22 protein-coding genes are annotated in these 25,657 nt (G+C 47.7%); 10 read left to right on the top strand and 12 right to left on the bottom strand.

The features are described from left to right. Positions 1-16: 16 nt before the first annotated feature. Entirely contained in the window at positions 17-310 is a 294-nt protein-coding gene (locus ABD846_RS01785) for a co-chaperone GroES (RefSeq protein ID WP_344822063.1), read from the bottom strand. 251 nt (positions 311-561) lie between these two features. On the opposite strand from ABD846_RS01785, the gene ABD846_RS01780 reads away from it, so the two are divergent. The 4 genes from ABD846_RS01780 to ABD846_RS01765 all read left to right on the top strand — a co-directional run bounded on the left by ABD846_RS01780 (position 562) and on the right by ABD846_RS01765 (position 3,386). Continuing rightward, the gene (locus ABD846_RS01780; protein ID WP_344822061.1) at positions 562-1,032 is read left to right on the top strand and encodes a peroxiredoxin; all 471 of its coding nucleotides are present in this window, start codon (positions 562-564) and stop codon (positions 1,030-1,032) included. Positions 1,033-1,139: 107 nt separating this feature from the next. Next, complete coding sequence (locus tag ABD846_RS01775) at positions 1,140-1,688, top strand: RNA polymerase sigma factor (RefSeq protein WP_344822469.1); 549 nt, start codon at positions 1,140-1,142, stop codon at positions 1,686-1,688. Between the two features lie 9 nt (positions 1,689-1,697). Next, complete coding sequence (locus tag ABD846_RS01770; protein WP_344822059.1) at positions 1,698-2,504, top strand: anti-sigma factor; 807 nt, start codon at positions 1,698-1,700, stop codon at positions 2,502-2,504. A 318-nt stretch (positions 2,505-2,822) separates the two neighbouring features. Continuing rightward, the gene (locus ABD846_RS01765; RefSeq protein ID WP_344822057.1) at positions 2,823-3,386 is read left to right on the top strand and encodes a fasciclin domain-containing protein; all 564 of its coding nucleotides are present in this window, start codon (positions 2,823-2,825) and stop codon (positions 3,384-3,386) included. Between the two features lie 133 nt (positions 3,387-3,519). On the opposite strand, the gene gcvP is transcribed toward ABD846_RS01765, so the two are convergent. From gcvP to ABD846_RS01745, 4 genes are all read right to left on the bottom strand, one after another. Next, complete coding sequence (gcvP, locus tag ABD846_RS01760; RefSeq protein ID WP_344822055.1) at positions 3,520-6,381, bottom strand: aminomethyl-transferring glycine dehydrogenase; 2,862 nt, start codon at positions 6,379-6,381, stop codon at positions 3,520-3,522. 140 nt (positions 6,382-6,521) lie between these two features. Further along, entirely contained in the window at positions 6,522-7,997 is a 1,476-nt protein-coding gene (locus tag ABD846_RS01755; RefSeq protein WP_344822053.1) for a hypothetical protein, read from the bottom strand. 12 nt (positions 7,998-8,009) lie between these two features. Continuing rightward, the gene (locus ABD846_RS01750) at positions 8,010-9,200 is read right to left on the bottom strand and encodes an ABC transporter ATP-binding protein (RefSeq protein ID WP_344822051.1); all 1,191 of its coding nucleotides are present in this window, start codon (positions 9,198-9,200) and stop codon (positions 8,010-8,012) included. 9 nt (positions 9,201-9,209) lie between these two features. Further along, complete coding sequence (locus ABD846_RS01745; RefSeq protein WP_344822049.1) at positions 9,210-9,986, bottom strand: enoyl-CoA hydratase-related protein; 777 nt, start codon at positions 9,984-9,986, stop codon at positions 9,210-9,212. Positions 9,987-10,087: 101 nt separating this feature from the next. Here ABD846_RS01745 and ABD846_RS01740 point away from each other — a divergent pair, with 101 nt between their 5' ends. The 5 genes from ABD846_RS01740 to ABD846_RS01720 all read left to right on the top strand — a co-directional run bounded on the left by ABD846_RS01740 (position 10,088) and on the right by ABD846_RS01720 (position 15,188). Beyond that, positions 10,088-11,164: a PA0069 family radical SAM protein gene (locus ABD846_RS01740; RefSeq protein ID WP_344822047.1), complete on the top strand. Its 1,077-nt coding sequence runs from the start codon at positions 10,088-10,090 to the stop codon at positions 11,162-11,164. Between the two features lie 77 nt (positions 11,165-11,241). Then, positions 11,242-12,099, top strand: coding sequence for a T9SS type A sorting domain-containing protein (locus ABD846_RS01735; protein ID WP_344822045.1), 858 nt, complete (start codon positions 11,242-11,244; stop codon positions 12,097-12,099). Positions 12,100-12,219: 120 nt separating this feature from the next. Continuing rightward, the gene (locus ABD846_RS01730; protein WP_344822043.1) at positions 12,220-13,026 is read left to right on the top strand and encodes a T9SS type A sorting domain-containing protein; all 807 of its coding nucleotides are present in this window, start codon (positions 12,220-12,222) and stop codon (positions 13,024-13,026) included. Between the two features lie 139 nt (positions 13,027-13,165). Beyond that, positions 13,166-14,551, top strand: coding sequence for an MBL fold metallo-hydrolase (locus ABD846_RS01725; protein ID WP_344822041.1), 1,386 nt, complete (start codon positions 13,166-13,168; stop codon positions 14,549-14,551). Positions 14,552-14,813: 262 nt separating this feature from the next. Further along, positions 14,814-15,188, top strand: coding sequence for an ArsR/SmtB family transcription factor (locus tag ABD846_RS01720; protein WP_344822039.1), 375 nt, complete (start codon positions 14,814-14,816; stop codon positions 15,186-15,188). 45 nt (positions 15,189-15,233) lie between these two features. Here the strand turns inward: ABD846_RS01720 and ABD846_RS01715 are convergent, their stop codons facing one another. From ABD846_RS01715 to ABD846_RS01690, 6 genes are all read right to left on the bottom strand, one after another. Further along, entirely contained in the window at positions 15,234-18,383 is a 3,150-nt protein-coding gene (locus ABD846_RS01715; RefSeq protein WP_344822038.1) for an ATP-dependent helicase, read from the bottom strand. Between the two features lie 75 nt (positions 18,384-18,458). Then, positions 18,459-19,169: a head GIN domain-containing protein gene (locus tag ABD846_RS01710; RefSeq protein WP_344822036.1), complete on the bottom strand. Its 711-nt coding sequence runs from the start codon at positions 19,167-19,169 to the stop codon at positions 18,459-18,461. 20 nt (positions 19,170-19,189) lie between these two features. Next, a complete protein-coding gene (locus tag ABD846_RS01705; protein WP_344822035.1) occupies positions 19,190-20,353 on the bottom strand; it encodes a hypothetical protein in 1,164 nt (387 codons plus the stop codon). Positions 20,354-20,417: 64 nt separating this feature from the next. Then, complete coding sequence (locus ABD846_RS01700; protein WP_344822034.1) at positions 20,418-22,211, bottom strand: carboxypeptidase-like regulatory domain-containing protein; 1,794 nt, start codon at positions 22,209-22,211, stop codon at positions 20,418-20,420. 10 nt (positions 22,212-22,221) lie between these two features. Then, entirely contained in the window at positions 22,222-23,181 is a 960-nt protein-coding gene (locus ABD846_RS01695) for a FecR family protein (protein ID WP_344822032.1), read from the bottom strand. 1 nt (position 23,182) lies between these two features. Then, the gene (locus tag ABD846_RS01690; protein WP_344822030.1) at positions 23,183-23,752 is read right to left on the bottom strand and encodes an RNA polymerase sigma-70 factor; all 570 of its coding nucleotides are present in this window, start codon (positions 23,750-23,752) and stop codon (positions 23,183-23,185) included. A 190-nt stretch (positions 23,753-23,942) separates the two neighbouring features. Here ABD846_RS01690 and ABD846_RS01685 point away from each other — a divergent pair, with 190 nt between their 5' ends. Beyond that, entirely contained in the window at positions 23,943-24,608 is a 666-nt protein-coding gene (locus tag ABD846_RS01685) for a DUF2461 domain-containing protein (RefSeq protein ID WP_344822028.1), read from the top strand. Positions 24,609-24,616: 8 nt separating this feature from the next. On the opposite strand, the gene ABD846_RS01680 is transcribed toward ABD846_RS01685, so the two are convergent. After that, positions 24,617-25,657 carry a PorP/SprF family type IX secretion system membrane protein gene (locus ABD846_RS01680; RefSeq protein WP_344822026.1) on the bottom strand — a complete coding sequence of 347 codons (1,041 nt, stop codon included), beginning with the start codon at positions 25,655-25,657 and terminating at the stop codon, positions 24,617-24,619.

Here is a 25,657-nt window from a genome sequence, read left to right as displayed (position 1 = left end):
TTATAAAAGTATCGGATTAGAGGATCGCCAGGATGTCGCTTTCACGCATGATCAGGTAATCTGCACCTTCAATGCTGATCTCCGTACCGGCATATTTACCGTACAACACGGAATCGCCTGTTTTCACGGTCATCGGCTCGTCTTTCTTACCGCCTCCTACTGCGACCACAGTACCGCGCTGAGGTTTTTCTTTTGCGGTATCGGGAATGATGATTCCTCCAGCAGTTTTTTGCTCGGCGGCATCAGCCTTTACAACTACCCTGTCGTGAAGGGGGGTGATGTTCACAGATGTGCTTACTTTTTTTGCCATAATAATGCTATTTTGATATGATGGTTTTATTGTTTGCTACTTCCCTGCATATTTTATGCCAAAGCACGTGCTTAAGACATTTTTTCAGCAGATTGCAGGTTATGCCGCATGAAGCGACATTTTTTCAGTACCGGCAGCAGACCAACCATCATTCTGTCAGTCTAAAATAGCCGGAGCAGTAATGCTTATAGCTTATTTCTAACAGCTTTATTGGCAGGCACTGATTACATTTGTCCAAAACCAACAATTATATGTCTGTACAAGTAGGCCAAACTGCCCCTGATTTTACACTGTTCAATACAGAAAAAAAAGAAGTAACACTCAGCGCTTTACGCGGCAAAAACGTGGTATTGGTATTCTTCCCCCTGGCTTTCACAAGTGTATGTACTGCCGAATTATGCGCACTGCGCGACAATATCAGTCAGTACGTTGCATTGAATGCAACCGTATTGGGTATCTCCGTAGACTCTCTGTTTACGCTGGACAAATTCAAATCAGAACAAAACATCAATTTCGATCTGCTGAGCGATTTCAATAAAAATGTTTCCGAAACGTACGGCACTATCTACGAACAATTTGCGTTCGGAATGAAGGGTGTATCCAAACGTTCCGCGTTTGTGGTAGATAAAGAAGGGATCATCCGTTATGCCGAAGTGTTGGAAGATGCCGGAAAAATTCCGGATTTTGACGCTATCCAGCATACGCTGAACCAGCTTGCGTAACCGCATTACTTTTACAGGAATCAAAGGGATAAAATAAAATTATTTTATCCCTTTGATTTTTTAATGTGGCATATACTTATTTTTGAAGCGTAACGACCAATAATTATATTCTGAAAAACGCCGTTGAAATCAATGAACAGGATTTAATCGCTCTGCTGCGAAGCAGAGATGAGCGCGCGTTTCAATACGTTTACGACAATTATTCCCAAGCCTTATACGGTATCGTGTTCAAAGTTGTTGAGCACCAGGAGCTGGCCAACGACATTCTACAGGAAGTTTTTATTAAAATCTGGCGCAATATCGATCAGTATGACAGCAGCAAAGGCAGACTGTATACCTGGATGCTGAATATTGCGCGCAATACCGCCATCGATACACTGAGATCGAAAGGATACAGAAACGAACAGAAAACCACAGATATTGAAAACACCGTATATACCGGGGACCAAAAAAGCGTAACAACCCAGAATACGGATACGATCGGATTGAAGAAGACTGTCATGACACTGAAGAAAGATCTGCGCGATCTGGTAGATATGGCTTACTTCCAGGGATATACCCAGGAAGAAATTTCGAAAACATTAGATATACCTTTGGGGACGGTTAAAACCCGTTTACGAAATGCGCTTATAGAATTAAAATCAATTTTTAAGTAAGAGGCAAAAGTGAATATTGCAGAGTACATAGAAAGTGGGGTGATTGAGGCTTATGTGTCTGGCATAGCTTCAGAAGCCGAGGTACGTGAACTGGAACAACTGATGTTACAGTACCCGGAACTGAAGGAAGCTGTGCTCGAATGTCAGGCCGTGATGGGGACGTATGCAGCAAGTTACCGCAAAGAGCCTCCGGGGGCTTTGAAAGAAAACATCAGGGAAAGACTTATTGCCGAAGATCTGCTGATCCCTGCCGTTGTCAATATACGAGCGGAAGCACCTGTCAGACGCAGCATTCCCACATGGGCAATGGCAGCCTCGCTCGTACTGCTGGTCGGTAGTGTCATCACCAATCTGGTATTGCTAAGCAACCAGCAACAGCTGAAAACGGAAATGAACCAGGTGGCTGCGCTTCAGAAAGCCACCTTGCAGGAAAAACAACTGGCTCTCGCCAAGTCGGAATCTATGCTGCAGGCAATGCGTGTGCTGGAACTGCCCAAACTGAAAAAAATAAACCTTGCAGGTGTAGCCGGACACGAGGCGCATTCCGGTATGCTGTACTGGGACGGAGCAACAGGGGATGTATTCCTCGATCTTGCCAGCATGCCTGCAGCGCCCGAAGGAAAACAATACCAGCTCTGGGCTATTGTAGACGGCAAACCCGTAGACGCCGGCGTGTATGATGGTAGCCCGGACACCCTGATGCAGCGCATGAAAACGATCGCCCGGGCAGAAATGTTTGCCATTACCATCGAGCGTAAAGGCGGCAGCCCCAATCCTACGTTAGACCAAATGGTCGTCGCGGGAAAAACCAGCTAAGGAAAAAAAAATCACAAAAAAGCTGTCCTGTTCGGGACAGCTTTTTTTATGCCGGGATGATGCCGAAGTTTAGTGCGTCAACTTTTCAGGCGGCAGCAGTAAAGGCATGGCTCCAAACCTTAAATATTCCGTACGGTATATAACCGGCAATACTAACTCGTATTTTCCGCCTCCGCAATATTACCTTACAACAATACCCGTGCCGCTGTATGCAGGTATCAACAGCATTCGGTAAGCGATTTTCATTTTTTAATTTTGCGAAAAACCGTGTTCTGCATGTTTGCGTATATGATCGCATACAACAAACAAGCATTACTTATGAAAAGCAATCCAATGAAAATGCTGGTGGTAGCCGCAATGCTGCTCGGACCAGCAATGACACAAACTTCCTACGCACAGGAAAAAACAGTAATGGTGGGGGGAGCTCCGATGTATCCTTCAAAGAACATTGTGGAAAATGCGGTGAATTCTAAAGACCATACAACACTGGTTGCCGCAGTAAAAGCTGCCGGATTGGTGGAAACACTTTCGTCTCCAGGCCCCTTCACCGTATTTGCTCCGGTAAACAAAGCATTCGATATGCTTCCGGCCGGAACGGTGGAATCCCTGCTGAAACCGGAAAACAAAGGCAAGCTCACAGCCGTACTCACCTATCATGTGGTTGCGGGCCGACTGGACAGTAAAGCAATTGCCGAAAAAATCAAAGCGGGTAACGGCAAGGCCGTGCTGAAGACAGTGCAGGGTGAAAATCTAACGCTGATGATGAAAGGAAAAAATTTGTGGATCATGGATGCCAAGGGTGGCAAAGCCGAGGTTAGCATCAAAGATGTGTACCAAAGCAACGGGGTTATCCATGTGATCGACAAAGTGCTGATGCCTTAATATAGAACAGGACTCAGTATCAGCAGCCGCGGTAATTGCCGTGGCTGTTTCATCAGATACCGGTGGGGAAAAACCGCCGCCAAAAAAAAGCCGGAATACATACAGTATTCCGGCTTTTATCTTATCGCACATCTTAAGCGTAAGCGCTTGTAGGCTCACAGGTACAGATCAGGTTACGGTCTCCGTGCGTATTGTTGACGCGGGAAACTGAAGGCCAGAACTTATTCAGACCTACGTAATGCAGCGGGAATGCCGCTTCTTCACGTGTATAAGGTCTGTCCCAGTTGCTGCTGATCACTACATGCTGCGTATGAGGTGCATGTTTCAGCGGATTGTTCTTCTTGTCAGCTGATCCGTTTTCAACAGCTGCAATCTCCTTACGGATAGACAACAGCGCGTCGCAGAAACGATCCAGTTCAGCTTTGTCCTCGCTTTCCGTAGGTTCGATCATAATCGTACCGGGTACAGGGAAACTCATTGTCGGAGCATGGAATCCATAATCCATAAGGCGCTTCGCAACATCTTCCGCTTCTACTTCAGCTGTCTTTTTCAGCGGACGCAGATCTACGATGAACTCATGCGCACAGGTACCGTTTACGCCGCTGTACAGGATATCGTAGTCTTTTTGCAGGCGTGCTTTCATGTAATTCGCATTCAGAATGGCGAATTGCGTGGCTTGCTTCACACCATCCGCACCCAGCATGCAGCAATAGGCATAGCTGATGAGCAGGATGCTTGCAGATCCGTAAGGCGCTGCAGAAACGGCAGTTGTATTGGTAGCTGCATTAGACAACGCGACGTGTCCCGGAAGGAATGGTGCCAGATGTGCTTTTACGCAGATCGGTCCTACTCCTGGTCCGCCGCCGCCGTGCGGGATCGCAAATGTTTTATGTAAGTTCAGGTGACACACATCAGCTCCGATAAGGCCCGGAGCGGTAAGTCCCACCTGCGCGTTCATGTTCGCACCGTCCATATACACCTGTCCGCCATGCTGGTGGATCAGGTTTGTGATATCAACGATCGTTTCTTCAAAAATCCCGTAGGTGGAAGGATAAGTAATCATGATACCGGCGAGATTGGCGCTATGCTGCGCAACTTTTGCGTTCAGGTCTTCCATATCCACATATCCGTTCTCCAATGCTTTAACCACCACCACTTTATATCCTGCCATCACAGCCGACGCAGGGTTGGTACCATGTGCAGAGATCGGGATGATCATTACATCGCGGTGCTTGTCGCCACGGCTTTCATGGTAGGCACGGATTGTCAGCAATCCGGCGTACTCCCCTTGTGCCCCACTGTTAGGCTGCAGGCTGCACGCATCGAAAGCAGTAATGGTACTGAGGTAGCGACCCAGTTGCTCTGTTATGTACTGATACCCTCCGGCCTGTTCAGCAGGAGCGAACGGATGGAGTTTGCTCCAGTGTGCCCAGCTCAGCGGGATCATTTCCGTGGCAGCATTCAGCTTCATCGTGCAGGAACCCAGGGAGATCATACTGGTATTCAGCGACAGATCTTTGTTTTCCAGCATTTTGATATAACGCATCATCTGCGACTCGGAATGATGACTATTGAATACGTCCTGTTGCAGATAAGCAGAAGTACGTATCAGCGCTCCCGGAATATTATTCAGTTCCTCCTGGGAGAAATCAAATGCATATGCAGTATTGTCTGCACCGAAAACGCGGATAATGTCCGCTACATCACTTAACGTAGTGGTTTCATCCAGTGCAATGCTTACAAAATTACCGTTGTAGTGGAAATTGATTTTAGCCGCTTCAGCTTTACTGCGGATAGCCGCAACATCTTTCACGGTTACGGTCACAGTGTCGAAGAAGTTTTTGCTGAACACCTCATAACCGAGTTCAGTGAGTTGCTCGGACAAGGCGTGCGCGACAGATGCGATGCGCATTGCGATATTTTTCAAACCTGCAGGTCCGTGGTACACCGCATACATTGCTGCCATATTGGCCAGCAGTGCCTGGGCAGTACAGATATTGGAAGTTGCTTTTTCGCGTTTGATATGCTGCTCCCGTGTCTGCAGGGCCATGCGCAATGCGCGGTTACCCTGAGCATCGATACTAATACCGATGATACGGCCGGGAATAAAACGTTTGAATTCGTCGGTTACGGCAAAGAATGCAGCGTGAGGGCCACCGTATCCCAACGGAACACCAAAGCGTTGTGAAGAACCCAGCGCCACGTCGGCACCCAATTCTCCGGGAGCTTTCAGCAACGTAAGTGCAAGCAGATCCGTAGCCATGGCAACAAAGCCGCCGATCGCGTGTACCGATGCAATAAACGATTCGTAGTTCTCAATCGCACCTTTCTCGTTCGGATATTGTACCAGCGCACCGAAATAACTGTTGTCGATCACTGCCTCATTAAAGTCGCCGATCACCAGCTCAATACCCAATGGCACAGCGCGTGTGCGCAATACATCGATAGTTTGTGCGTAGGTATACTGATCCACGAAGAATTTCGGACGATCAATAACATCGGTTTTATTCACCGTGTGGAAGAACATAGTCATCGCCTCTCCCGCTGCAGTTCCTTCATCCAGCAGGGAAGCATTTGCGATAGGCAGACCGGTAAGTTCGCAGATCATAGTCTGGTAATTCAGCAAACTTTCCAGACGACCCTGGGATATCTCTGCCTGGTAAGGCGTGTATTGTGTGTACCATCCCGGGTTTTCGAAGATGTTACGCAGGATAACGCTTGGAGTATGTGTATCGAAATAACCCTGCCCGATATAACTGCGGAACACCTGGTTTTTCATGGAAACTTCTTTGATATGCTTCAGGTATTCAGCCTCACTCATTGCCGAAGGCAGATTCAGCGGCTGTTTCATCCTGATCGCATCAGGTACGGTCTTGGCTATCAACTCATCGATGCTTTCCACGCCGATGGTTTCAAGCATAGCAGGAATATCGGACTCACGCGGACCGATATGGCGGCTTGCAAATTCATTATTCAATTGTTGGAACAAGCTCATTTTCTATGAAAAATTTTGCGCAAAGGTAGCTATTTAGATGATTGGTTGGTTGTGGCAAGGAGCCCTGATACACACAATGGAATGCATGATATGCATTCCATTGTAAAAAGAAGTTATACAGATAATACGATTTAATATATCTATTCCGCCATAGCCTGCCAGCGCCGGTAAGCGGGCACCAGCACCAGCCTTACCACAATAATGTAGGCTATGAAGAAAAGATAAAAATATTCCGTTGCATGCTCCCGGAACCAGTATTCAAAATCTTTTTTACCGCTATGGCGATCCGCTGCAAGCCACCCGAGGATAATCAGTGAAAAATAGGGCAGCGACAATGTGAACCAGTTCAGCGCTGCGCCCGACCAGGATTTCCGGGTGCTCAGCAAATGCATCACAAAGAAAGAGGCAATGATGAATGAATAGAACGCAAGCAGACTTTCTGCGGCTCCGGAAAATGCGATCAGTGCCGAAAATGCACCCACAATCAGGGAGATCAGTGCCGCTCCGATAATGGTAATGAGCCAGACACGGCGATCGGTTGCACGGAAGGTAAAGATCAGCAGGCTCATACCCAGCGCAGCATACAGCATACCGCACAGCACGCCCGGTTCCACACGGAATCTGCGCACCTGCTGCGCTATGCGGAATTTCCGCTCCAACGCATAACGATCGATATAGTACCCTTTGCTTAGCTCCGGTATACCCTGCGCATTGCGCATACTGCTTTGCGCTATCAATTGAGATACCGGGAAATACGGCGGATGGTATACTGCATTGAACCAGGCCTCGGCAGTGATCGTATGGTCGATGTGTTCTTCGTCTAACAGCCGCACGAATGCCTCCATATCCGCACGCAACTGTTTCGGATCGCTCAATACATCTTCCTGAATATTCGTTTGGTACATTTCACGGGGATCGCCAACGTCTACCGAAAGCACCGGATAATTGTTGCAGTAATTGAGGTAGGAATAGGAAACACCGCCTGTCATCGAATCGATCTGCCTGTTCGAAAAGCGCCTTCCGTCATTCGCCTCATAGAAGAAGTCGGAGGGTTTCAGCATTTCCGGGCTAAGTCCCTGCTTTTCCGGATCCACGAATTTGCGCAAAGGAAAAGGATAGGTACCGCAGCGAAACTCTATGCCGTAAGATTCTTTATTATCGTTCATGAGACCGACCAGTCGATTATACAGCTTTGTGCCGTTTTTCAGATTGGTATAATTCACCCCTTTCAGTCCATGATGCACAAAACCCATGGTATAGGAATAGTAGTACGTGATATTCAGGAACGAGACGAGCAACAGGATCAGGAACTGCGAAAACAACTGACCATTACTGAATGGATAAAAGCTCTTGAACGGATTGTTGCGGAACACGCGGACCAGCCATAAAATGAATACCACAAAAGAGCCGATAATACTGAACAGCGCGAAAGAGCTGCTGAAAAACAGGCCTGCAGGATTCTCCCAGTAAGCGTCAGAAGAACTGTTGAAATGTACGTAGCCGATAAAATAGTGAAATATGTGCAAGAGCAGTATAACGAGTAATACGCTCGGCAGGCGCATATTCCACAGCAATGGATAATTTTCCAGCAAATACTTATGCCACTTACGGATCATGGGGTAATTAGGTTAGGATTGAACAAAAAAACGACGTGTGGATTTGGAGATGTCTCTGATGTACAATAGTGAAATACCTGCGGACACCAATACTTCCATAACAGCGGGCATCGTTACTTCCACCGGGAATTGCGCCACGTAAGTGCCTCCGTTAAAGCTGATTTTCTCCACCGATAGTTTTGCAAGTGCAGCCTGCAGCTCTTCCCGCGGGCTCTGCGTTTCAAATTCGATGATGAAGTGTTCGGGGGGCAGGACATCACCAGGATCTGCTGCACGCTGATCCTGCCAGAGCGGTTGCCCCCTGCGCAAAAACAGCACCCGGTCAGACACTTTCTCCACCTCATACAGCTGCTGGGAGCTCAGTACCACACCGATCGGATTAGCGAGCGAACCTGCAAGGCTTTTCAGGTCTTCGAGAATAGTTTGCTGCGCCTGCATATCCAGATTGGCCAGCGGCTCGTCCAACAACAGAATATCCGGCCGTCTCAGAAAAGTCCGCGCTAATTCAAAACGCATTTTGTAGCCGGAGGACAGCTCGTTCCACTGCATATTTTTATACTTCCAGAGACCCATGCGGGCTACCATCATCAGCACGTAAGACTCGTTGGCCTGTCCTTTTACACCATAGCAGGAAAGTGTGAACTTAAGATTATCCATCAGCGAACCGAACCATTTCGGGGTACGCTGGGGAATGTAGGCCAGCTTGCTGCGCAGATCGTAGGCATTGCCGCTCTGAGGCAGAAAATATTCGATGGAGCCTTCGTCTACAGACAGTTCCTGAGCCAGGATACGCAGTAGGGTTGTTTTGCCGTTTCCGTTTTCACCCACCAGACCCAGCATTTCCCCTCTCGCAAGCACGGTATCTACCGGTCCTAATTCGAAAGAGCGGGAGGTATACCGCTTACGTACGCCCGACGCTTCTAAAATACGTTCTCCGAATGTGGTTCTCGGAGCGACCCCTGCGGCGGCTATGCGGTTAAGTAATGTCTGACTGGTTTCCCAGTTCTGAGCTTCGTCCGGATTCGCATTTTCGAGCCACTCGATATGAGCAGTGACAGCATCAAAAATATCTGTATTTGCAGTGTCGATCGCAGCGTCCATCAGACGCCTTAACGCGAGCTGCGAATCGCCCTGCTGATAAATTTCAGCCACCTCCTTCAATCGGGAAGCAAACCTGCCCTTTATGTCCTCTGCTTGCTGCATGGTAGTGTTTTAGTTTCCCTGGAAAGCCGGTTTACGCTTTTGCATAAATGCCGATACGCCTTCCTTAAAATCGTTTGTTTTGCCTGCCTCGACCTGTAAACGCATCTCCTGTTCCAATTGTTGCTCCAGCGTATTGCTGAAGCTTTCATTTAACAACTTTTTGGTCAGCGCTATTCCGCGCGTAGGCAGGGAAGCAAGACGCTCCGCCATTGCAGTACATTCTTCTTCAAAACGCTCATCGCTCACTGCACGGCAGATCATACCCATACCTGCTGCATCCGCAGCGCTTACTTTCTCTCCGGTAATGCATAGCGCCATCGCACGTGCGGCGCCTACCAGGCGTGGCAACATAAATGTTCCGCCACAATCGGGAATCAACCCGATGTTGATGAACGCCTGAATAAAAGCTGCGCTCTCCTTTGCAATCACAATATCCCCGGCCAGCGCGAGGTTAGCACCCGCACCTGCTGCAACGCCATTAACGCCGCATACCACAGGCTTCTCCATATTGCGGATTTTCAATACGATAGGGTTGTAACGTTCTTTAAGAATCTGCTCAAAATCCAGCTGAGACGGGTCGGCCGATTCTCCCAGGTCCTGTCCGGCACAAAACGCTTTTCCCGAACCCGAAAGTAAGATGCAACGGACAGCGCTATCCTGTTCCGCTTCGTCCAGTCTCTTTTGCAGCGCAAGCGCCATCTCAAGGTTAAAGCTGTTATATTTTTCCGGGCGGTTCAACACGATATGCGCCACTCCATTCTTTACTGAATACAGGATTACTTCCATATGATTTTTTTTATCTGTCGCAAGGTAGTCGATCCGGTGTTTACATTTTCTAAAAAATCGGACTTAATTGGCTATATTGATAACAGAAAATTGACACTATTATGATCAGTCAGAAAGCGGACAACGAATATGAAGCAGGGAGGGGTGCGCAATACAATCATCCGAACCGTTTTTTAAAAGGCACGTATATCCGCGAACATGTGGAAGGAGTGGACGACTGGGAACAGGAAGTGCGCAAGACAGAATTCATCTATGATAACAGCAAGACGATCGTCAACGAGGTGAAAAGTCCCGATGTAGGAATGGCTTTTTCTGCAAACCCTTACCAGGGCTGCGAGCATGGCTGTATTTATTGTTATGCGCGCAACAGCCATGAGTATTGGGGATACAGCGCGGGGCTAGACTTCGAAAGCAGGATTATTGTGAAAAAAAATGCGCCGGCGCTGTTACGCAGGTATTTCGATAACAGGAATTACGAGCCTGCCGTGATCTCCCTTTCCGGTAACACCGACTGTTACCAGCCTATTGAGAGAAAAATGCGCCTTACGCGACAGATGCTGGAAATTTGCCTCGAATACCGCAACCCTGTCGGCATTATCACGAAGAATGCACTGATCCTGCGGGATCTGGATCTGCTCGAATCTCTTGCTGCGCAGAATCTCGTGCGTGTGTATTTCTCGGTTACGGGCACCGACGAAAAACTAAGGCTTGCCCTGGAGCCAAGAACGGCAACTTACAAAAACAGGCTGAACGTAATGTCCGCTCTGAGTGCTAAAGGAATCCCCGTGGGTGTAATGAATGCGCCGATCATCCCCGGACTGAACGATCATCAGATGCACGATGTGCTGCAAAGGGCAGCAGCGGCAGGAGCCACCACAGCCGGGTATACAATGGTGCGGCTCAACGGAGCTATAGGGCCGATATTTGAGGATTGGCTGCGGAAGACTTTTCCCGACAGGGCAGAAAAGGTATGGAACATGATTTGCTCCTGTCATGCCGGAAATGTAAATGACAGCCGCTTTGGCACAAGAATGACAGGTGAAGGAAATATCGCGGAACTGATCAGAACACAGTTTGCGCTTTATTGCCGGAAATTTGGTCTGAACAAAACATCTCACAGCCTGAGCCTCGATCTTTTCAGACGCTCTAAGGGCGGACAGACCTTTTTATTCGATTAAAATTGTACTTTGGATATCTTTTAAATATCATTTGTAAAACATATCTTCGTATCAATTTTTAAACAAATTTTACAGCCATGAAAAAGCTTTACTTATCCCTATTACTGTTAATGGCGGGACTTGTTTCATTCGCACAGCGTACGATACGTACCCGGGTGTCGATTAACAAACCCATCGCCAACTACTACATGACGATAGGCTCCTACGTCGATGTGGACTACACGATTACCAATCTCGGACCGGACACCATCAAAGCAAGTGATACCATCATGCTGAGAGATTCGCGCCACGTGATCGGCAAAGTGACACCGTTTTTCTACACGGTGGACATTCCTCCCGGAAGTTCTATTCAGCTCAACTCAACCGTACTCGGTGCAACCTGGAAAGTTCTGTATGACACCTTGTACATGTCTTCCTACACCGGTGCAAAAGTTTCGGTTCTGTTAGATCGTGAGGATGCTAAAATCGAGTTCCCGACAATGCGTAAGATTTACACGCCACGCTTTAAAGACAGTTCGCGCTACGCCTGGTATGTGGAAATTACCGACATCAAGTCACAGGGGAAAATCAATGCGATCACTTACGCATCTTCCGGAATGGGCAATTCTATGGACACCGCTCATATCTGGACCGACGGATGGCCGCTGAGTGTACTGGACGTATTCTCCGTTTCCACCGAGCAGATCAAGGTTTTCCCGAACCCGGCCAGCAGCCAGATCTCCTTTGAGCACAATTTCACTTCGGGAGAAAACGCAGCGTTATACGTTGTAGACCTGCTCGGACGCGTTGTAAAACAACAATCCCTGAATAAAGGATCATATTATGGCCTGCAGCAGGTAACCGTGGATCTGAATGATGTAAGTGCGGGAACCTACTTCCTGCGTCTGCAATCAGGAGATAAGGTGCAATCTGCCAAATTCCTTATAAATAAGTAAATTAATAAACCCTATTTTATATGGGCCCCGGATTTCCCGGGGCCTTTTCTGTTTTATAAAAATTTTGGCTTTTACGAATCGAAAACAGTAACTTCGCTTCTTTAAAAAAATAAAAAACTCATGAAAAAAATTTACTTTGCCCTATTAGCAGTGCTCGGCATCAGTGCCGCAGCAAGTGCCCAAAGAAACCTGAAATTTACTGTTGAAGTGGTAAAACCGAAAATTGATACCAACATCGTAACAGGTTCTACCATTTATCCGGTGTATCGTATTTACAACGTATCCTCTACTACTGCTGACTCCGTTTCCAGAAAGGATACATTGAAAGTTAAAATGCCGAATTTGCCAATTGGTTATTATACAAACATCTACGGGCTTGCAATTCCTCAGGGAACTTACGCTGAGATAAGTGATGCGACTATTTCCGGAGGTTTCAGTCTGCCTTTTGCAAATATCGAAACCCTGGTTAACCTTACTGCCGATACGTTTAAAGCAAAACCTTTTACTGCAAACAAACAATACCTGTGGTACATTCAGATGACAGGTTTTGGCGTAGGACCTTCCGTGCCTGGTGTTACTACAGCGAATGTAACAAACACATCCGGATTGGATACACAACGTGTATGGATCAACAAATCCACTGGTCTGATGGAAATTGCAAACAGCGAAAACCCGCTCACGCTGTTCCCGAACCCTGCAGTTAACAGTGTATCATTCGAATATAACTTCGAAACCTCAATGAATGTAACTGCGTGCATCGTTGACCTCGCAGGTCGTCAGGTATATGCAAAAGACCTGGGAACTATTGCTTCCGGTAAGCAAAGTGCTCAGCTTGATATCAAAGAAGTACCTGCCGGCATCTATTTCCTGCAAGTGAAAAGCGAAGGTTCAATTATCAAAGTTGAAAAATTTGCAGTGCAGAAATAGTAATAACATCATTACTTTCTTCAGACCGCCGGTATTATTACCGGCGGTTTTTTTATATAAGAAATCCTGCTATGGACATCAATAATTCATTCCGCAGTCAACACGCAGCTTCGTTATCTTTGCGGTCAAACTTTTGTGCATGAATATCCAGCAATTATATACCAAATGCCTGAGCGAGGCAGCTTATTTTATCAGCGATGGCAATGAAGCGGCGGTTATAGATCCGCTCAGAGATGTGGACACTTACCTGCAAATGGCTGAAGAACAAAATGTGCAGATCAAATATATTTTCGAGACACACTTTCATGCCGATTTTGTAAGCGGGCACCAGGAGCTTGCGGCCCGCACCGGCGCACAGATTGTATACGGCCCGGATACGGAGGCCGATTTTCCTTTTTATAAGGCTACAGACGGAGAAACCTTCAAGATCGGTGCACGCTCTATCGAAGTATTGCATACACCGGGACATACACTGGAAAGCAGTTGTTATCTGCTGCGCGACGCACAGGGAACTCCCTATTGTATTTTTACAGGCGACACGCTGTTTGTAGGCGATGTCGGCCGTCCGGACCTGTTTTCAGGAAATCTCAGCAAAGAGGAGCTTGCTGCCAAGATGTATCATTCCCTGAACGAAAAAATAAAGCCCCTGCATGATGATGTGATCGTGTATCCCGCTCACGGACCCGGCTCTTCCTGCGGAAAGAATTTAGGTCCCGAAACTTACAGCACGATCGGCCAGCAGAAAGCTACGAACTATGCATTAAAGGATATGAGCGAAGAGGAATTCGTTCAGAATGTGACACAAGGCCTGAGTGAGGCACCGGCATACTTTCCTATTAATGCACGGCTGAATAAGTCAGGCGTTTCTTCACTTGAAGACGTAATGAGCAAAGGGCTGAAGCCTCTTTCGCTTCAGGAATTCAAGGAGAAAATAGCGGGAGATGCGCTTATTCTGGATACAAGAAAGTCCACATCGTTCACGGAAGGTTTTATTCCTGAGTCGATCAGCATTGGCCTTGACGGACGTTTTGCGGAGTGGGCAGGTGTCTTGCTTCCTTTCGGTAAGGAAATCGTATTGGTGACCGAACCGGGAAACGAAGCGGAGAGCATTACACGTCTCGCGCGCATAGGCTACGATACCGTCTCCGGTTACCTCGAAGGGGGATTTGAACAATGGCAGAATGCAGGAGAGGAAGTGGACCTGATTATTGATATTGAGGCTGATGAACTGGCTATGGATCTGCCGCATGATCCGAAACTGGAGATTCTGGATGTACGTAAAGAAGGGGAGTTCGGGGAAGGTCATGTCCAGGGTGCCACCAATATGCCATTGAACAAATTTTCAGATATTCTTTCAATTGCAAACGTAGACACAGAAAGAAACCTGTATATCCATTGTGCAGGTGGTTACCGCTCAGTGATTGCGGCATCAATTCTGAAACGACAAGGCTTTCATAATCTGCGGAATGTACTCGGCGGATTTGCGAAAATCAAAGAAACTGAGGGGATCAATATCGTTAAATAACTATACAAAAAGTGCTTTGATTTAAAGATATATTATATATGATAGTTTTCGGTTTATATTGTTTCTTAGCACTAAAGATATATGAGTTGACGCCTTTCTTAAGAGGATTTTAACTAAAGCGTAACGTTTTTAACGATATGTGGCGTATCTATTTTTTACGAATATCGTAAGTTTGCATATCCCTTGTTCTTAACACCTAGAAAATAGTTTCGTTCAAATTTCTTAACAAACAAACCAAACAGTAAAACAATTTTTAATTTAGATGGAAACACTAATGACATCGAATACCTTGGTTATTCGCAAAGAGGACAATGCAGCAGATCAAATAAGGCTGGATTATGTAGCAGTTAAGAGTGCTGCGATGACGTTGAGAGCTATCAACCATAAATTGCGTCAGCAAATCATCAAGTTGCTGAACGAACACAAATCGATGAAGGTGACTGACATTTATGTAAAGCTTCGCCTGGAGCAGTCTGTTGCTTCTCAGCATCTGGCTATTCTGCGTCGCGCAAACGTTGTGAATACTATCCGTGACGGAAAGTTTATTCACTACTCTCTGAATCCTGAAAAAATTGCTTCCGTAGCAAAATTCGTTCACGATATGGTGAATGCAGGAAAAGAGAATGCAAACAACTAATCAGGCTCCTTATAAAAAAGCCGTCTCTTCTCAGAGACGGCTTTTTTATTGGTCTTCGTTCGGCTCCGGCCGCGGGACCTTCATTCCATAGTCGTGCGCAAACTTGCACCACACGCAATCTTCCTCGCCGCATCCGGTCTCGAATTCCAGGTTTTTGATCCGTGCGTATACATCTTCTATCTGCTGCCGTACCAGAGTCGTATCTGTTTCAAATACGGGTAACTTATAATCATATTTACCTTCGGCAATCTGCTCCACATATTCAAAGCTTCCTTCTGTTACATTCAGTTTGTTGTAAGGCTGACTTTCCACCAGCAATTTGTAAAACACCATCTGGCGCCAGTAATCACCACCCTTCGGTTGCAGTTCGGACGGCGGACTCAGATAATCTTTACTTTCCTTCCGCCACTTACCGGTCTTGTAATCCACTACCCTGCAGGTATTGCCCTCAAACAGTTCTATCTTATCGATCTTCCCTTTGATCGGTGCAGCACCGACATTGCCCTGCATCCATTTTTCAAGCATTACATCTTTATGCCATTGTTCGTGCCGGTCTTCATAATACTGGCGCAATACTTCTTCGCCATGTACCATACGCCGTTCAAACTGTAACGGTGTAAATGCAAGTTCCCGTTCCCGCATTTTGTAGCGGAAGTAGTTGAGCACATCCTGGATCGGAGGGAATTGCTTGTCCGGTGATTTCTGCATCTCGATAAACAAGCGCTCCAAAGCATAGTGGATAGCAGTACCAAACGCAAGCGAATCGTTCTCGGCAGAAGGTACACAGAGTACCTGCTCATAATAGAATGCAACAGGACAACGGAGGTATTTGTTCATTGCCGAAACGCTCAGGCTGAAATGCTCCAGCTGGCGTGCCATCAGTTGCCGGTCGATCAGCTTCAGCACGCCGCCTTGCAGCGGATTCATCATGCTGGCCATATCCTGAATGAGTGTCTCATTGTCTGCGGTAAAGTGTTGTACCGGCAGATCACCTAATATTTCAGTAATAAACAATGACTGCTGCAGGGGCTTACCGTCATTCTTAGCGGCGGCATAGGAAAGATGCAGGAATTTTTTAGCACGGGTAACCGCCACGAAGAACAAACGCCTGGCAACTTCCACTTTATACTGCTTGTCCTGATCATCGTTGGTCCGGGTGAGCGTTTCGGGCAACTTATACTCCATTCCGGCGCCCTTTCTGGCTTCCCAGTTATCGCTGGTTGCGCCGATCAGGAACACATGTTCAAACTCAAGTCCTTTCGCACTGTGTGCGGTAAACAGCTGAACGCCCTTCTCCTGCCGTATAACACGCTGCAGCCGCAGCGAAATCTTTTCTTCGCGCATCTGCCTGATGGTTTCGAGGAATGAAGCCACCGTGCTCTGCACGCTGACATTTTGCTTTACGAAATCAAAAAAAGTATTGAGTACCTGCATATGCCATGCGGGTTGTTCGCCGGCCAGGCACCAGCGCACCATACCGCTGTCGTAAGCGATCTTTTCCACCAGCATAGGCAGCCGTAATGTCTGCATGTTCTGAATCCAGTTATCCAGATGAGCACTTGCATTCAGTATCTGCGGAAGCGTTTGCAGATCCAGCGTGCTCAATATCATCGAATGGGAAAAAAGCTGACGCCAGTGACGGATATTGAGTTCGCGGGCTTCCTTTCCGGCGAGGTACAGCGAAAGGCGCGCCAGATCGAACGGAGCGATTCCGAAATAAGGAGCGTGCAGTAATTCGAACAACAGATGTTCCCCGCTGAAAGGCTTACGCAGTTCGTGTACCAGGTAATCGAAAATGCGCAGCACCTGACGCGGAATCATTTCGTCGAGCACATTCACACCCTGCTTTATGGAGAAAGGAATCTGCTTACGCTCCAACAGGGCCACAATATTATCGGCCTGTCTGTTTTTGGCAAACAAGACGGCAATTTCTTCGAGGGGTACTCCGGACTTACCAAGAGCTTCAATACGCTCAACGGTCATCACTTCTTCTTCGAATATATGCGCGTACACCGTTACATCGGGCTGTGGCACTTCTTCCGACCGGAAACGCGGGTGTGCGGCGACAATGTCCTTTGTCAGCGTAAATCCTGCAGCTTTCCAATCATTCAGCTTATTGATCAGTCGTTCCTCGTTATTCAGAATACTGCGCATGGCAAGATCCAGGATGGGTTGTCCTGACCGGTAATTTTCCGTCAATACGATGATGCGCGCAGTAGGATATTTTTCATAGAAATCGAGGATATTCCGGATGCGGGCTCCCTGAAATTCATAGATGCTTTGGTCGTCGTCGCCCACTACAAAAATATTCGCTTCCGGTCCCCAGTAATCCAGCAACAGATTCAGTATTTCGTTCTGCGCACCGTTGGTATCCTGAAATTCATCTACGAGTATATACTGGAAACGCTCCTGGTATTGCTGCAGGAGCCAGGTATTTTTCCGGAACGCATCAATGACCCACAGGATCATATCCGCGAAATCATATCTTCCCGCTGCGGCAAGCCGCCTGTTATATTCGTCGTACAGCGCTGCTGCCGCTTCCGCCTTCTGCATGCGCGCCTTTTCCTCATCCAGCGCCTTCTGCTTTACATCTCCCTTTTTATACGGTCCGCTGTTGCGCTTATAGATATAACGCTCGTCGTCCGGAAGCATTCCCAGATAGCTTTCTATCTCCTCCCTGATCCGATCAGAAGACCAGTTTTCACGTTTCATATCTTCGAAGAACTTCGAAAGCGGCACTGCATCCATAAAGGTGCTGTTACCGATCCGGTGCATCGGGTGGCCGTAAGGAAGTCCGCTGAGCAGTCCTCTCAATATTTCGTTTTTTTCGAGATCGCTTACTACTTCCATCTGCCGGTAGCCGAACTCTTCGGGATGCGCCTGGATAACGCTGTTGCAAAATCCGTGGAATGTAAAAATATTCACTTTCTGTGCGGCGGCACCTACGATTGATGTAAGTCGCTTACGCATGTTGTACGCTGCCTCTTCCGTGTAGGTAAGACATAAAATCTCCTGTGGGTTCACCTGTGCTTCACTGCGCAGCAGATTGGCAATACGCATTCCAAGAACCTCGGTCTTACCGGTACCGGGTCCCGCAAGCACCATAACGGGCCCGTCCAGTGTGGTTACCGCTTCCTGTTGCCGTTCATTCAGCTTTTTGAAACGTTCCTGATAATTTTCTTCGTACATATTCATCTCCACAAATCTAATTCAAACGCGGCTCAGACCAATTGCCGCAAAAGAAAATGTACGTTACGGAAATGGATGCTCTTACAAACGGATCAGCTTTCCCGAACCGGAAAGGTGTTTGCTGATCACCGGCGTCCCCTTATAGAATATATCGCCCGATCCGGATAATTGCACGTTCAGGAAATCCGTAACACCGAGCTTTGTCGTACCGCTTCCGGAAGTATTCAGGCTGGCGGTGTTGCTCTGTACTCCAGCCATATCGACAGAGCCGCTCCCGCTCAATGCACTGTTTATATTATCTGCATATCCTGACGCTACACTTATATCGCCGGAACCGCTAATGGCAGCGCTTAACCCGGCAGCAGCAACAGTTGCAGCCTGTATAGAACCACTGCCGCTTACCTGCAGTGCAATCGTCCCTTCAGATGTAATACCTGATGCCATAATGTTACCTGATCCGCTGGTACTGAGCTTACGGATATCGGGACAACTAATGTACACTTCCACCCTTTTCTGCGTGGCAACCCGCTTGTTGTAATCGAAATCAATCTTCAGCTCTCCTCCCGAGACAGAGGTGTTCAGTACGCTTAGTATATTCTGCTGAGCGTGTACTTCTACTTTCGTAATACTATCCTGAACTACGAACACATCCGCATCGCAGGCAGTCCGTATTGCGGAAAATGCTACGGTAGCACGTGTTTCAACTGCAATTGGTCCTTCTCCCGTAATGCGTGTACAGGAAGAAAACTGAAGCCCTATCAGAATGGCCATGGGCAAAATAAATGGTTTCATATACATTTAATTATCATATTTTATAAGCGAACCTGTATACCGGCAACGGCGCCCAATGCGATTCCGTAAAACGTGCCATTTCTGCGATGCTCCCATAAATACGGCAGATCGGGAAGAAGAGCATCCCGCTGGGGTGTATTGATAAAACAACCTGAAATACCTCCATACAATTCGATACGGTCACCGAATCTCACTGCCGGCAGCATACGCAATGCAGAGCGCATGTACACACCGTCGTCGAACGCAGTTACCGAGGTAACGGTCAGTTCTGTTTTTAAACGAAAATGTTTTGTTGAAAAGGTGTTCAGCCCCAATCCCCCTTCCAGTGCATAACGCAGCTTGTTACCTGTGTTATTGACTCCTGCGGCAAGGATTCCATACAGGTGACTGCTGCCCGAGCGGAAAGCAAGCAACGCCGACCCTGTTTCGTCTGCCTCGGCCCCGAGCCACAGCTCACCGCTTCTGATGATGTTGATGAGTCCGACCGGATATTCACAGGAATCTGCAATATTGATAAAACCGGCGATCTGTGCACCTTTTACCTTATCCGCAATATTGATAAAACCGGATAACTGTACTCCGGAAATTTCTTTTGCCGTATTGATGAAGCCTGCACACTGCATACCGCTGAGTGCTCCTGCTACATTTGCAAAGCCTGCTAACTGTATTCCGCTCACCGAACGGGCTACATTACAAAAACCGGAAACCTGGTTTTCCGCATAGCGGGAAATACTCGCGAACCCCGATACCTGGGCACCTGTCAGCGAATCCTTAACCACTCCGGAAAAACCGGAAAGCTGGCATCCAGAGACAGAGCCTGCAATACCGTTACAACCGGAAAGCTGCAGCCCTTTTACCGATCCGCGGACAATACCCGTACAACCGGATATCATGCAGCCATTCATACCGCCACCCGTAATACTGAGCACTCCGGAAAGCAGGAGACCCCGGGCATCAGATCTAACGGAGGAAACCACTCCGGAGAGGCAAAAAGACGCTTCGGCAAATGAAACGCCTGCAATTGCATGGAAGGACGCTCCGTTCGTGATATATGGAGCATCTGTGCCGTTGGTGCTCAACGGATAACAAAACCCGATGTGAACGGGTCGGCTGCTGTCTGACTGTGAGAAAGCGATTTCGGAAAAGCAGAGTAGCAGGAATAAGAGTGCTGCACGTAATTTCATTTCTGTGTTGTTTTCCAATAAGACAACACAGCAGGAATTTACCCCTATTGCCGCAGGGATTTTTTTACAGTACTCTTATTCCCAGCTGGAACCCGTTCCAGGCAGTGATTCTGTCACTTATATTTCTGTACTTCCGTTCGGATTGTTGCAACCACGCCATATAGCCATTCGTTGCCACGCTTGTTTTGTTTTCGGTGCAGGAGAGGGAGACTCCCGCAAACAGCTCAAGACCCGACCAGATACGGCAAACCAGACTTGACTGCAAGCGCGCACTGATCGGCACATAGTTCCAGCTACCGAGGTACCAGCATTGCAGCTGCGCATCCGTCTGGAGCGAGACATACCTCCCGATTGTTGCACGATTGCCCAAACCCCAACCGCTGCTATAGGATTTTTTATCACCAAAACCTGCGCCCAGAGAGAAAAGGGTATACAGATGTTGTGTGCCGGATATCCAGGAAACCTGCATGGACTGTATTTCCGTGGCCGCAATGGCCAACTTATGGTACCCATTGCCGTAATAATTGAACAGACCCAGTCCCAGCCCGTTCATCGAATCTGCAATATTGATGATCCCCAATTGCATGCCATCCATCAGCCCCGCGCGATTAATGAAGCCGCTGATCTGGGCGCCGGTCATTGTATCCGCATTATTGATGAGCCCGGAAACAGAAACGCCCTCAGATCTCCGGCCGTTATTGTTGATGATGCCCGCAGCCTGGAAGCCTCTGAATCCCGAGTGGTTGTGATCCGCAATACCTGCGGCCTGAAATCCCTGCGCTTCGGTTGCATTGAGATTTGCAATTCCTGCGGACTGAAAACCAGCCACTGCAGCTCCGTTCACGTTAACAACCCCTGCAGCCTGAACGCCTTGCATACCATGGCGAACATAGTTACTGATGCCGGCGCACTGAAACCCGGCAGCAGATTCATTTACCCAATTATAAATGCCGGCAGCCTGCACTCCCTTCATACTCCCATTACTATTGTTGAACAATCCGGCAAGCTGGAAATACCGCACATCGCCTTTATTGATATTGAAAAGGCCTCCCATTTCAAAACCGTTCACACCTGCGGTGTAACCGCCAAGAATATTCAGGGAAAAATTATTGATTACCTGTGCGCCCATAAGCCCATGTGTTCCCAGCCCCGGCAGGAAAGACGTCTGCACGGGCCGCGACGCAAGAAAATCGCCGATATTCAGGCTTTGTATCTTTTGCCGTGAAGAAAGCAGCAATTTTGCCGCCCAGGAAGATTCTTCCGTTGCCGGTTTTATCCACACGTCTTTCAGCATTACTTCAGAATCGGGGACGATCGCCATTTCCAGCTGATGATCGCAGCCTGCGTTCAGCGCGACAAACGTTTCTGTGTAAGCCTCTTTGCGCGCGATGATCGAGATTGTCTTCAGTCGACGCTTATTCTTAATAGGTAAGCGAAAATAACCTTTATCATTTGTGGTTGCCGATGCAAGAATCTGGTCTTCGTATACAGTAACATTGCTGAGATAAGCTCCTGTACGACCGTCACGCACAAATCCACTGACGGTAAACTGGAGTTCTCCTCCCGGATGAATGATGACATAGGTATTGCGTTCCGAATAATGGTAGCGCCCGCCAAACACTTCATCGAGTATCTGCTTCACGGGCTTATTGTCGGCGGTGATGCTTATGCGTTCCCCGGCAGGAAAAATGTCGCTTTTATAGGAAAAGCGGAAATCACCCTTTTCCGCGATCAGATCCAGGGCCTGGGTAACCGGTACCTGGCTGCAATGAATGGAAATGCTTTTGCCCAGCATAGGCCGGGCAAAAAGAACGCTGCTGTAAGCAACAAACAGAAGCAGGAGTATTTTTACTCTCATAAGCGGTGAACTAATGTAATATAAAAGCAGACGCACGCTGTTCGACCGTAAGCCCGAGCGTTTCGCTCACCACGGTCAGTACATCATTGAGACGCTCGTTCTTAAATGTTGCGGTGATCGGCATGGCTGCCTTTTCCGGATCAGCAACGGATATCTGTACTCCATAGACCTCGCTGAGCACGGAAACAAGCCGTGATAACGGCGTGTGATCACAGATAAACTCGTGTGTGCGATAATAGTTATACAGCTTATCATTGCTATAGGCCTTTACCGGAGCCGATGCCGCACTTTCGACCAGTGCACGTTCGCGTGGTGCAACACGGACATGCTGATTCTTATTGGACACATCCACCAATCCCGACTCCACAATCACTTCCGTTCGTCTGTTGTCTGATTTCACATTAAACGATGTGCCGACCACCTTAACCACCACATCATTTGCGGTAATAATAAAAGGATGCTGTTTATCCGGTGCTACTGAAAAGAATGCCTCCCCTTTTAATGTAACGGTACGGTTGCCGGAGCTGAAATGACGTGGATAAACCAACTGTGTATTTTTATTCAGCGTAACTGCAGATCCGTCCGGTAACTGTTGGGTGATCACCTGGGTGCCGGAGCTTACTGTAAGTTGCTGTGTCCACCAGTAACGCCCGCCGGCAAATCCCCCGAGCAGCAATAGCAGTGATGCCGCAATGCGGAATGTATGCATCCGCCGGACAGAAATACGTTCAGGAAGCTTTTCGGGAACAGCTACCCGCTCGCGAAAACGGTTCCATGCAGCGTCCACATCCAGAGTCGAATCCCGTTGCAATTGCTTGCTTTGTTCCCATATCTGTGAAAATTGTTCGTAGTACCGTTCATTATCCCGGGAACGTTTTCTCCAGTTTGCCACGTATTGGCTCTGTGCATCGTCTGCCTCTCCCAGGAGATCCTTTACGAGCAACTCATCGATATAATCTTGTCTTTCCACTTCAGGAGATTTTAGTTTCAATAAATAAAAACAGAAATAAGGGCAGAAAATCCGCGAGCGAAATCCGCATCAGGCGTAGCGCTTTACCCATCTGGTTTTCTACTGTTTTTACGGAAATGCCCATCCGGTCCGCGATTTCCCGATATTTCAGATCTTCAAACCGGCTTAGCTGAAAAATGGTGCGGCATTGCTCCGGGAGCTTCTCCAGCGCGTCGGACAGCCGAAGCTGCAATTCTTTATAAGAAACAGCTGAACCCCTTGATTCCGGCTCTCCCTGTGCCATCGCATATTGACGGTGTGCCTGCCTCACCTTATGATGCTTTAATGCATTCAGACAGTCGTTATAGACAGACCGGTACAGATAGGATTGGATCGAATGTACGATCTGCAGGGAGCTGCGTCTTTCCCATAGCCGGCAAAATACCTGCTGCACAATTTCCTCGGCCTCATCTTCATCTTTCAGGATAGTATATGCATAGGCATGAAGGCTTTTGAAATAAGCACGAAACATACCTTCAAAATTCATTTCCACATCGACAGCGCCGGCGGAAGCGTTTACAGGATAATCCATATGTGAGAGCTGACGGATCAAAACAAAATTAGCAATATTGGGTACCAATTATTTCTTTTACTGATAAGACAAACGAAAAGAACTTTACCCCTATGCAGACAGAAAAATTATTTTGCGCCTGAAGCCTGGTCCGTAAGCACATTATTGTTCGTCCGGTACCATTACATTTGTAACACACAATTTGTTTCCTATGCTACAAAAAGCAACTGCCGATTTTCTGGTTCAGCTGGACAAAAACAACAATAAGCCCTGGTTTGACGCAAACCGGAGCAGCTATGAGACTGCAAAAAAGGATTTTGAACAGTTCATCGATGCTGTGCTGCGCGAAGCCGAAACACTGATACCCGAGCTGACAGGCCGGAAAGCAAAAGACGCAATCTTCCGGATATATAAGGACGTTCGTTTTGCGAAGGATAAGACCCCCTATAAAAACAATATGGGAGCGGGCTTTGGTAAGTTTGAAAAAAACAAAATGAATGCGGCGGGCTACTACATTCATTTCCAGCCGGGCGCGTGTTTTGTGGGTGGCGGATTGTGGATGCCTGATGCATCAGGGTTAAAAGCGATCCGTCAGGAAATTGATTATAACTGGGCCGCATTTCAAAGTATTGTCGGAAAGGCCTCATTCAAAAAGATGTTCGGTACGCTGGACCAGGACCAGAAGCTGAAAACACTGCCTAAAGGGTATGATGCGGATAATCCCGCTATTGAGTACCTGAAGCTGAAGAGCTTTACTGTTGGCCGTCCGTTGCAGGAAGAAGAATTTTACAAAAAAAATGCTGTCAAGATGATTCTCGACAGCATTAAGGAGATGAAACCCTTTGTTGATTTTCTGAATACAGCGGTTGAAGTTTAAAACCGAGGTTAGCGGCGCGGGCAAACCGTGCTGCTGAAGCCTCGCTGCGGATCTGTCATTAATCCGGTTTTGAACAGCGATATTTCGAAACCACCTTTCAGGTTAGATGCGGTAGAAAGCTTGGATACGTTCATATCGTAACTGAATCCGAGCGTGAGATCATTATAGTCGATTTTGAACACCGGGACGATCGCATCCTGCAAACGATACATCAGACCGCCGTACAGCACAAGCTTATTCTCGCCGCCGGATCCTTCGTTGCTTCTGCCGACCATTCCGCCGACCATCACCTGGTAATATTTACCCTGCAGCATCATATTGCCCAATCCCTGTATACTCCAGGTATCGTCCATCAGCCAGTTGCCGCTTGCATTTACATTGAAGCGCATTTCCTGGCGTACTCCCGCCAGGTTGCCATAAAAATTGTTCTCCGGTTTGGTAAGATGATATGCGGAAGCTCCGATTGAAAAATTGGTTTTGTTATCAGCGCCCGTATTCGATGTATAATTCAGACCAAGCCCGAAATCCAGCTGATTGAGCTTAGGGTTCGGAAATGCTTCACCCGAAGGATTAGCAGGGTCGTATCCCGAGCCTGGAATATATTGTGAACCAAGCGTGATTTTACTGGGATCGTAGCTGCGCTGCAGGTAACCCACCATCAGTCCCGCCGAAAGAAAGGTACTGTGCTCTTCGTTCAGTTGCTTATTGTACGAGATGGCTGCGTTCCCGGAAACGGTGTTGAGGTTGATCGAACCTGTTTTATCATAAAAACCCAGCACACCAATGCCGATAAAATCCTGTCCCTCGCCTATCTGGCGTTTGATCTCTGCCTGCGCCGTTGCCGTCTGGAATGGTGCACTGATGCTGCTCCACTGGCTCCGGTACATCACACCGAAGCGGTAATCCCCATTGTAAATACCGGTGAGTGCGGGATTACGTAAAGTGCTCGTTTCATAAAATTGCGAAAAGTGAATATCCTGCGCAGCCGCGGTACTGCACAAACCGCACATCAGCAATAATTGCCTTCCTGCTTTTAAAAGTGTCTTCAT

The sequence above is a fragment of the Rurimicrobium arvi genome, assembly GCF_039540495.1.
Lineage (GTDB): Bacteria > Bacteroidota > Bacteroidia > Chitinophagales > Chitinophagaceae > Rurimicrobium > Rurimicrobium arvi.
Note: the sequence above shows the minus strand (reverse complement) of the source record. Positions and strands in the feature narration are given on the sequence as shown.

Coding starts and splice junctions, on each gene's coding strand:
- ABD846_RS01785 (WP_344822063.1), bottom strand. CDS start 310: ATGGCAAAAAAAGTAAGCACATCTGTGAACATCACCCCCCTTCACGAC.
- ABD846_RS01780 (WP_344822061.1), top strand. CDS start 562: ATGTCTGTACAAGTAGGCCAAACTGCCCCTGATTTTACACTGTTCAAT.
- ABD846_RS01765 (WP_344822057.1), top strand. CDS start 2,823: ATGAAAAGCAATCCAATGAAAATGCTGGTGGTAGCCGCAATGCTGCTC.
- gcvP (WP_344822055.1), bottom strand. CDS start 6,381: ATGAGCTTGTTCCAACAATTGAATAATGAATTTGCAAGCCGCCATATC.
- ABD846_RS01755 (WP_344822053.1), bottom strand. CDS start 7,997: ATGATCCGTAAGTGGCATAAGTATTTGCTGGAAAATTATCCATTGCTG.
- ABD846_RS01750 (WP_344822051.1), bottom strand. CDS start 9,200: ATGCAGCAAGCAGAGGACATAAAGGGCAGGTTTGCTTCCCGATTGAAG.
- ABD846_RS01745 (WP_344822049.1), bottom strand. CDS start 9,986: ATGGAAGTAATCCTGTATTCAGTAAAGAATGGAGTGGCGCATATCGTG.
- ABD846_RS01740 (WP_344822047.1), top strand. CDS start 10,088: ATGATCAGTCAGAAAGCGGACAACGAATATGAAGCAGGGAGGGGTGCG.
- ABD846_RS01735 (WP_344822045.1), top strand. CDS start 11,242: ATGAAAAAGCTTTACTTATCCCTATTACTGTTAATGGCGGGACTTGTT.
- ABD846_RS01730 (WP_344822043.1), top strand. CDS start 12,220: ATGAAAAAAATTTACTTTGCCCTATTAGCAGTGCTCGGCATCAGTGCC.
- ABD846_RS01725 (WP_344822041.1), top strand. CDS start 13,166: ATGAATATCCAGCAATTATATACCAAATGCCTGAGCGAGGCAGCTTAT.
- ABD846_RS01720 (WP_344822039.1), top strand. CDS start 14,814: ATGGAAACACTAATGACATCGAATACCTTGGTTATTCGCAAAGAGGAC.
- ABD846_RS01715 (WP_344822038.1), bottom strand. CDS start 18,383: ATGAATATGTACGAAGAAAATTATCAGGAACGTTTCAAAAAGCTGAAT.
- ABD846_RS01710 (WP_344822036.1), bottom strand. CDS start 19,169: ATGAAACCATTTATTTTGCCCATGGCCATTCTGATAGGGCTTCAGTTT.
- ABD846_RS01705 (WP_344822035.1), bottom strand. CDS start 20,353: ATGAAATTACGTGCAGCACTCTTATTCCTGCTACTCTGCTTTTCCGAA.
- ABD846_RS01700 (WP_344822034.1), bottom strand. CDS start 22,211: ATGAGAGTAAAAATACTCCTGCTTCTGTTTGTTGCTTACAGCAGCGTT.
- ABD846_RS01690 (WP_344822030.1), bottom strand. CDS start 23,752: ATGGATTATCCTGTAAACGCTTCCGCCGGCGCTGTCGATGTGGAAATG.
- ABD846_RS01685 (WP_344822028.1), top strand. CDS start 23,943: ATGCTACAAAAAGCAACTGCCGATTTTCTGGTTCAGCTGGACAAAAAC.
- ABD846_RS01680 (WP_344822026.1), bottom strand. CDS start 25,657: ATGAAGACACTTTTAAAAGCAGGAAGGCAATTATTGCTGATGTGCGGT.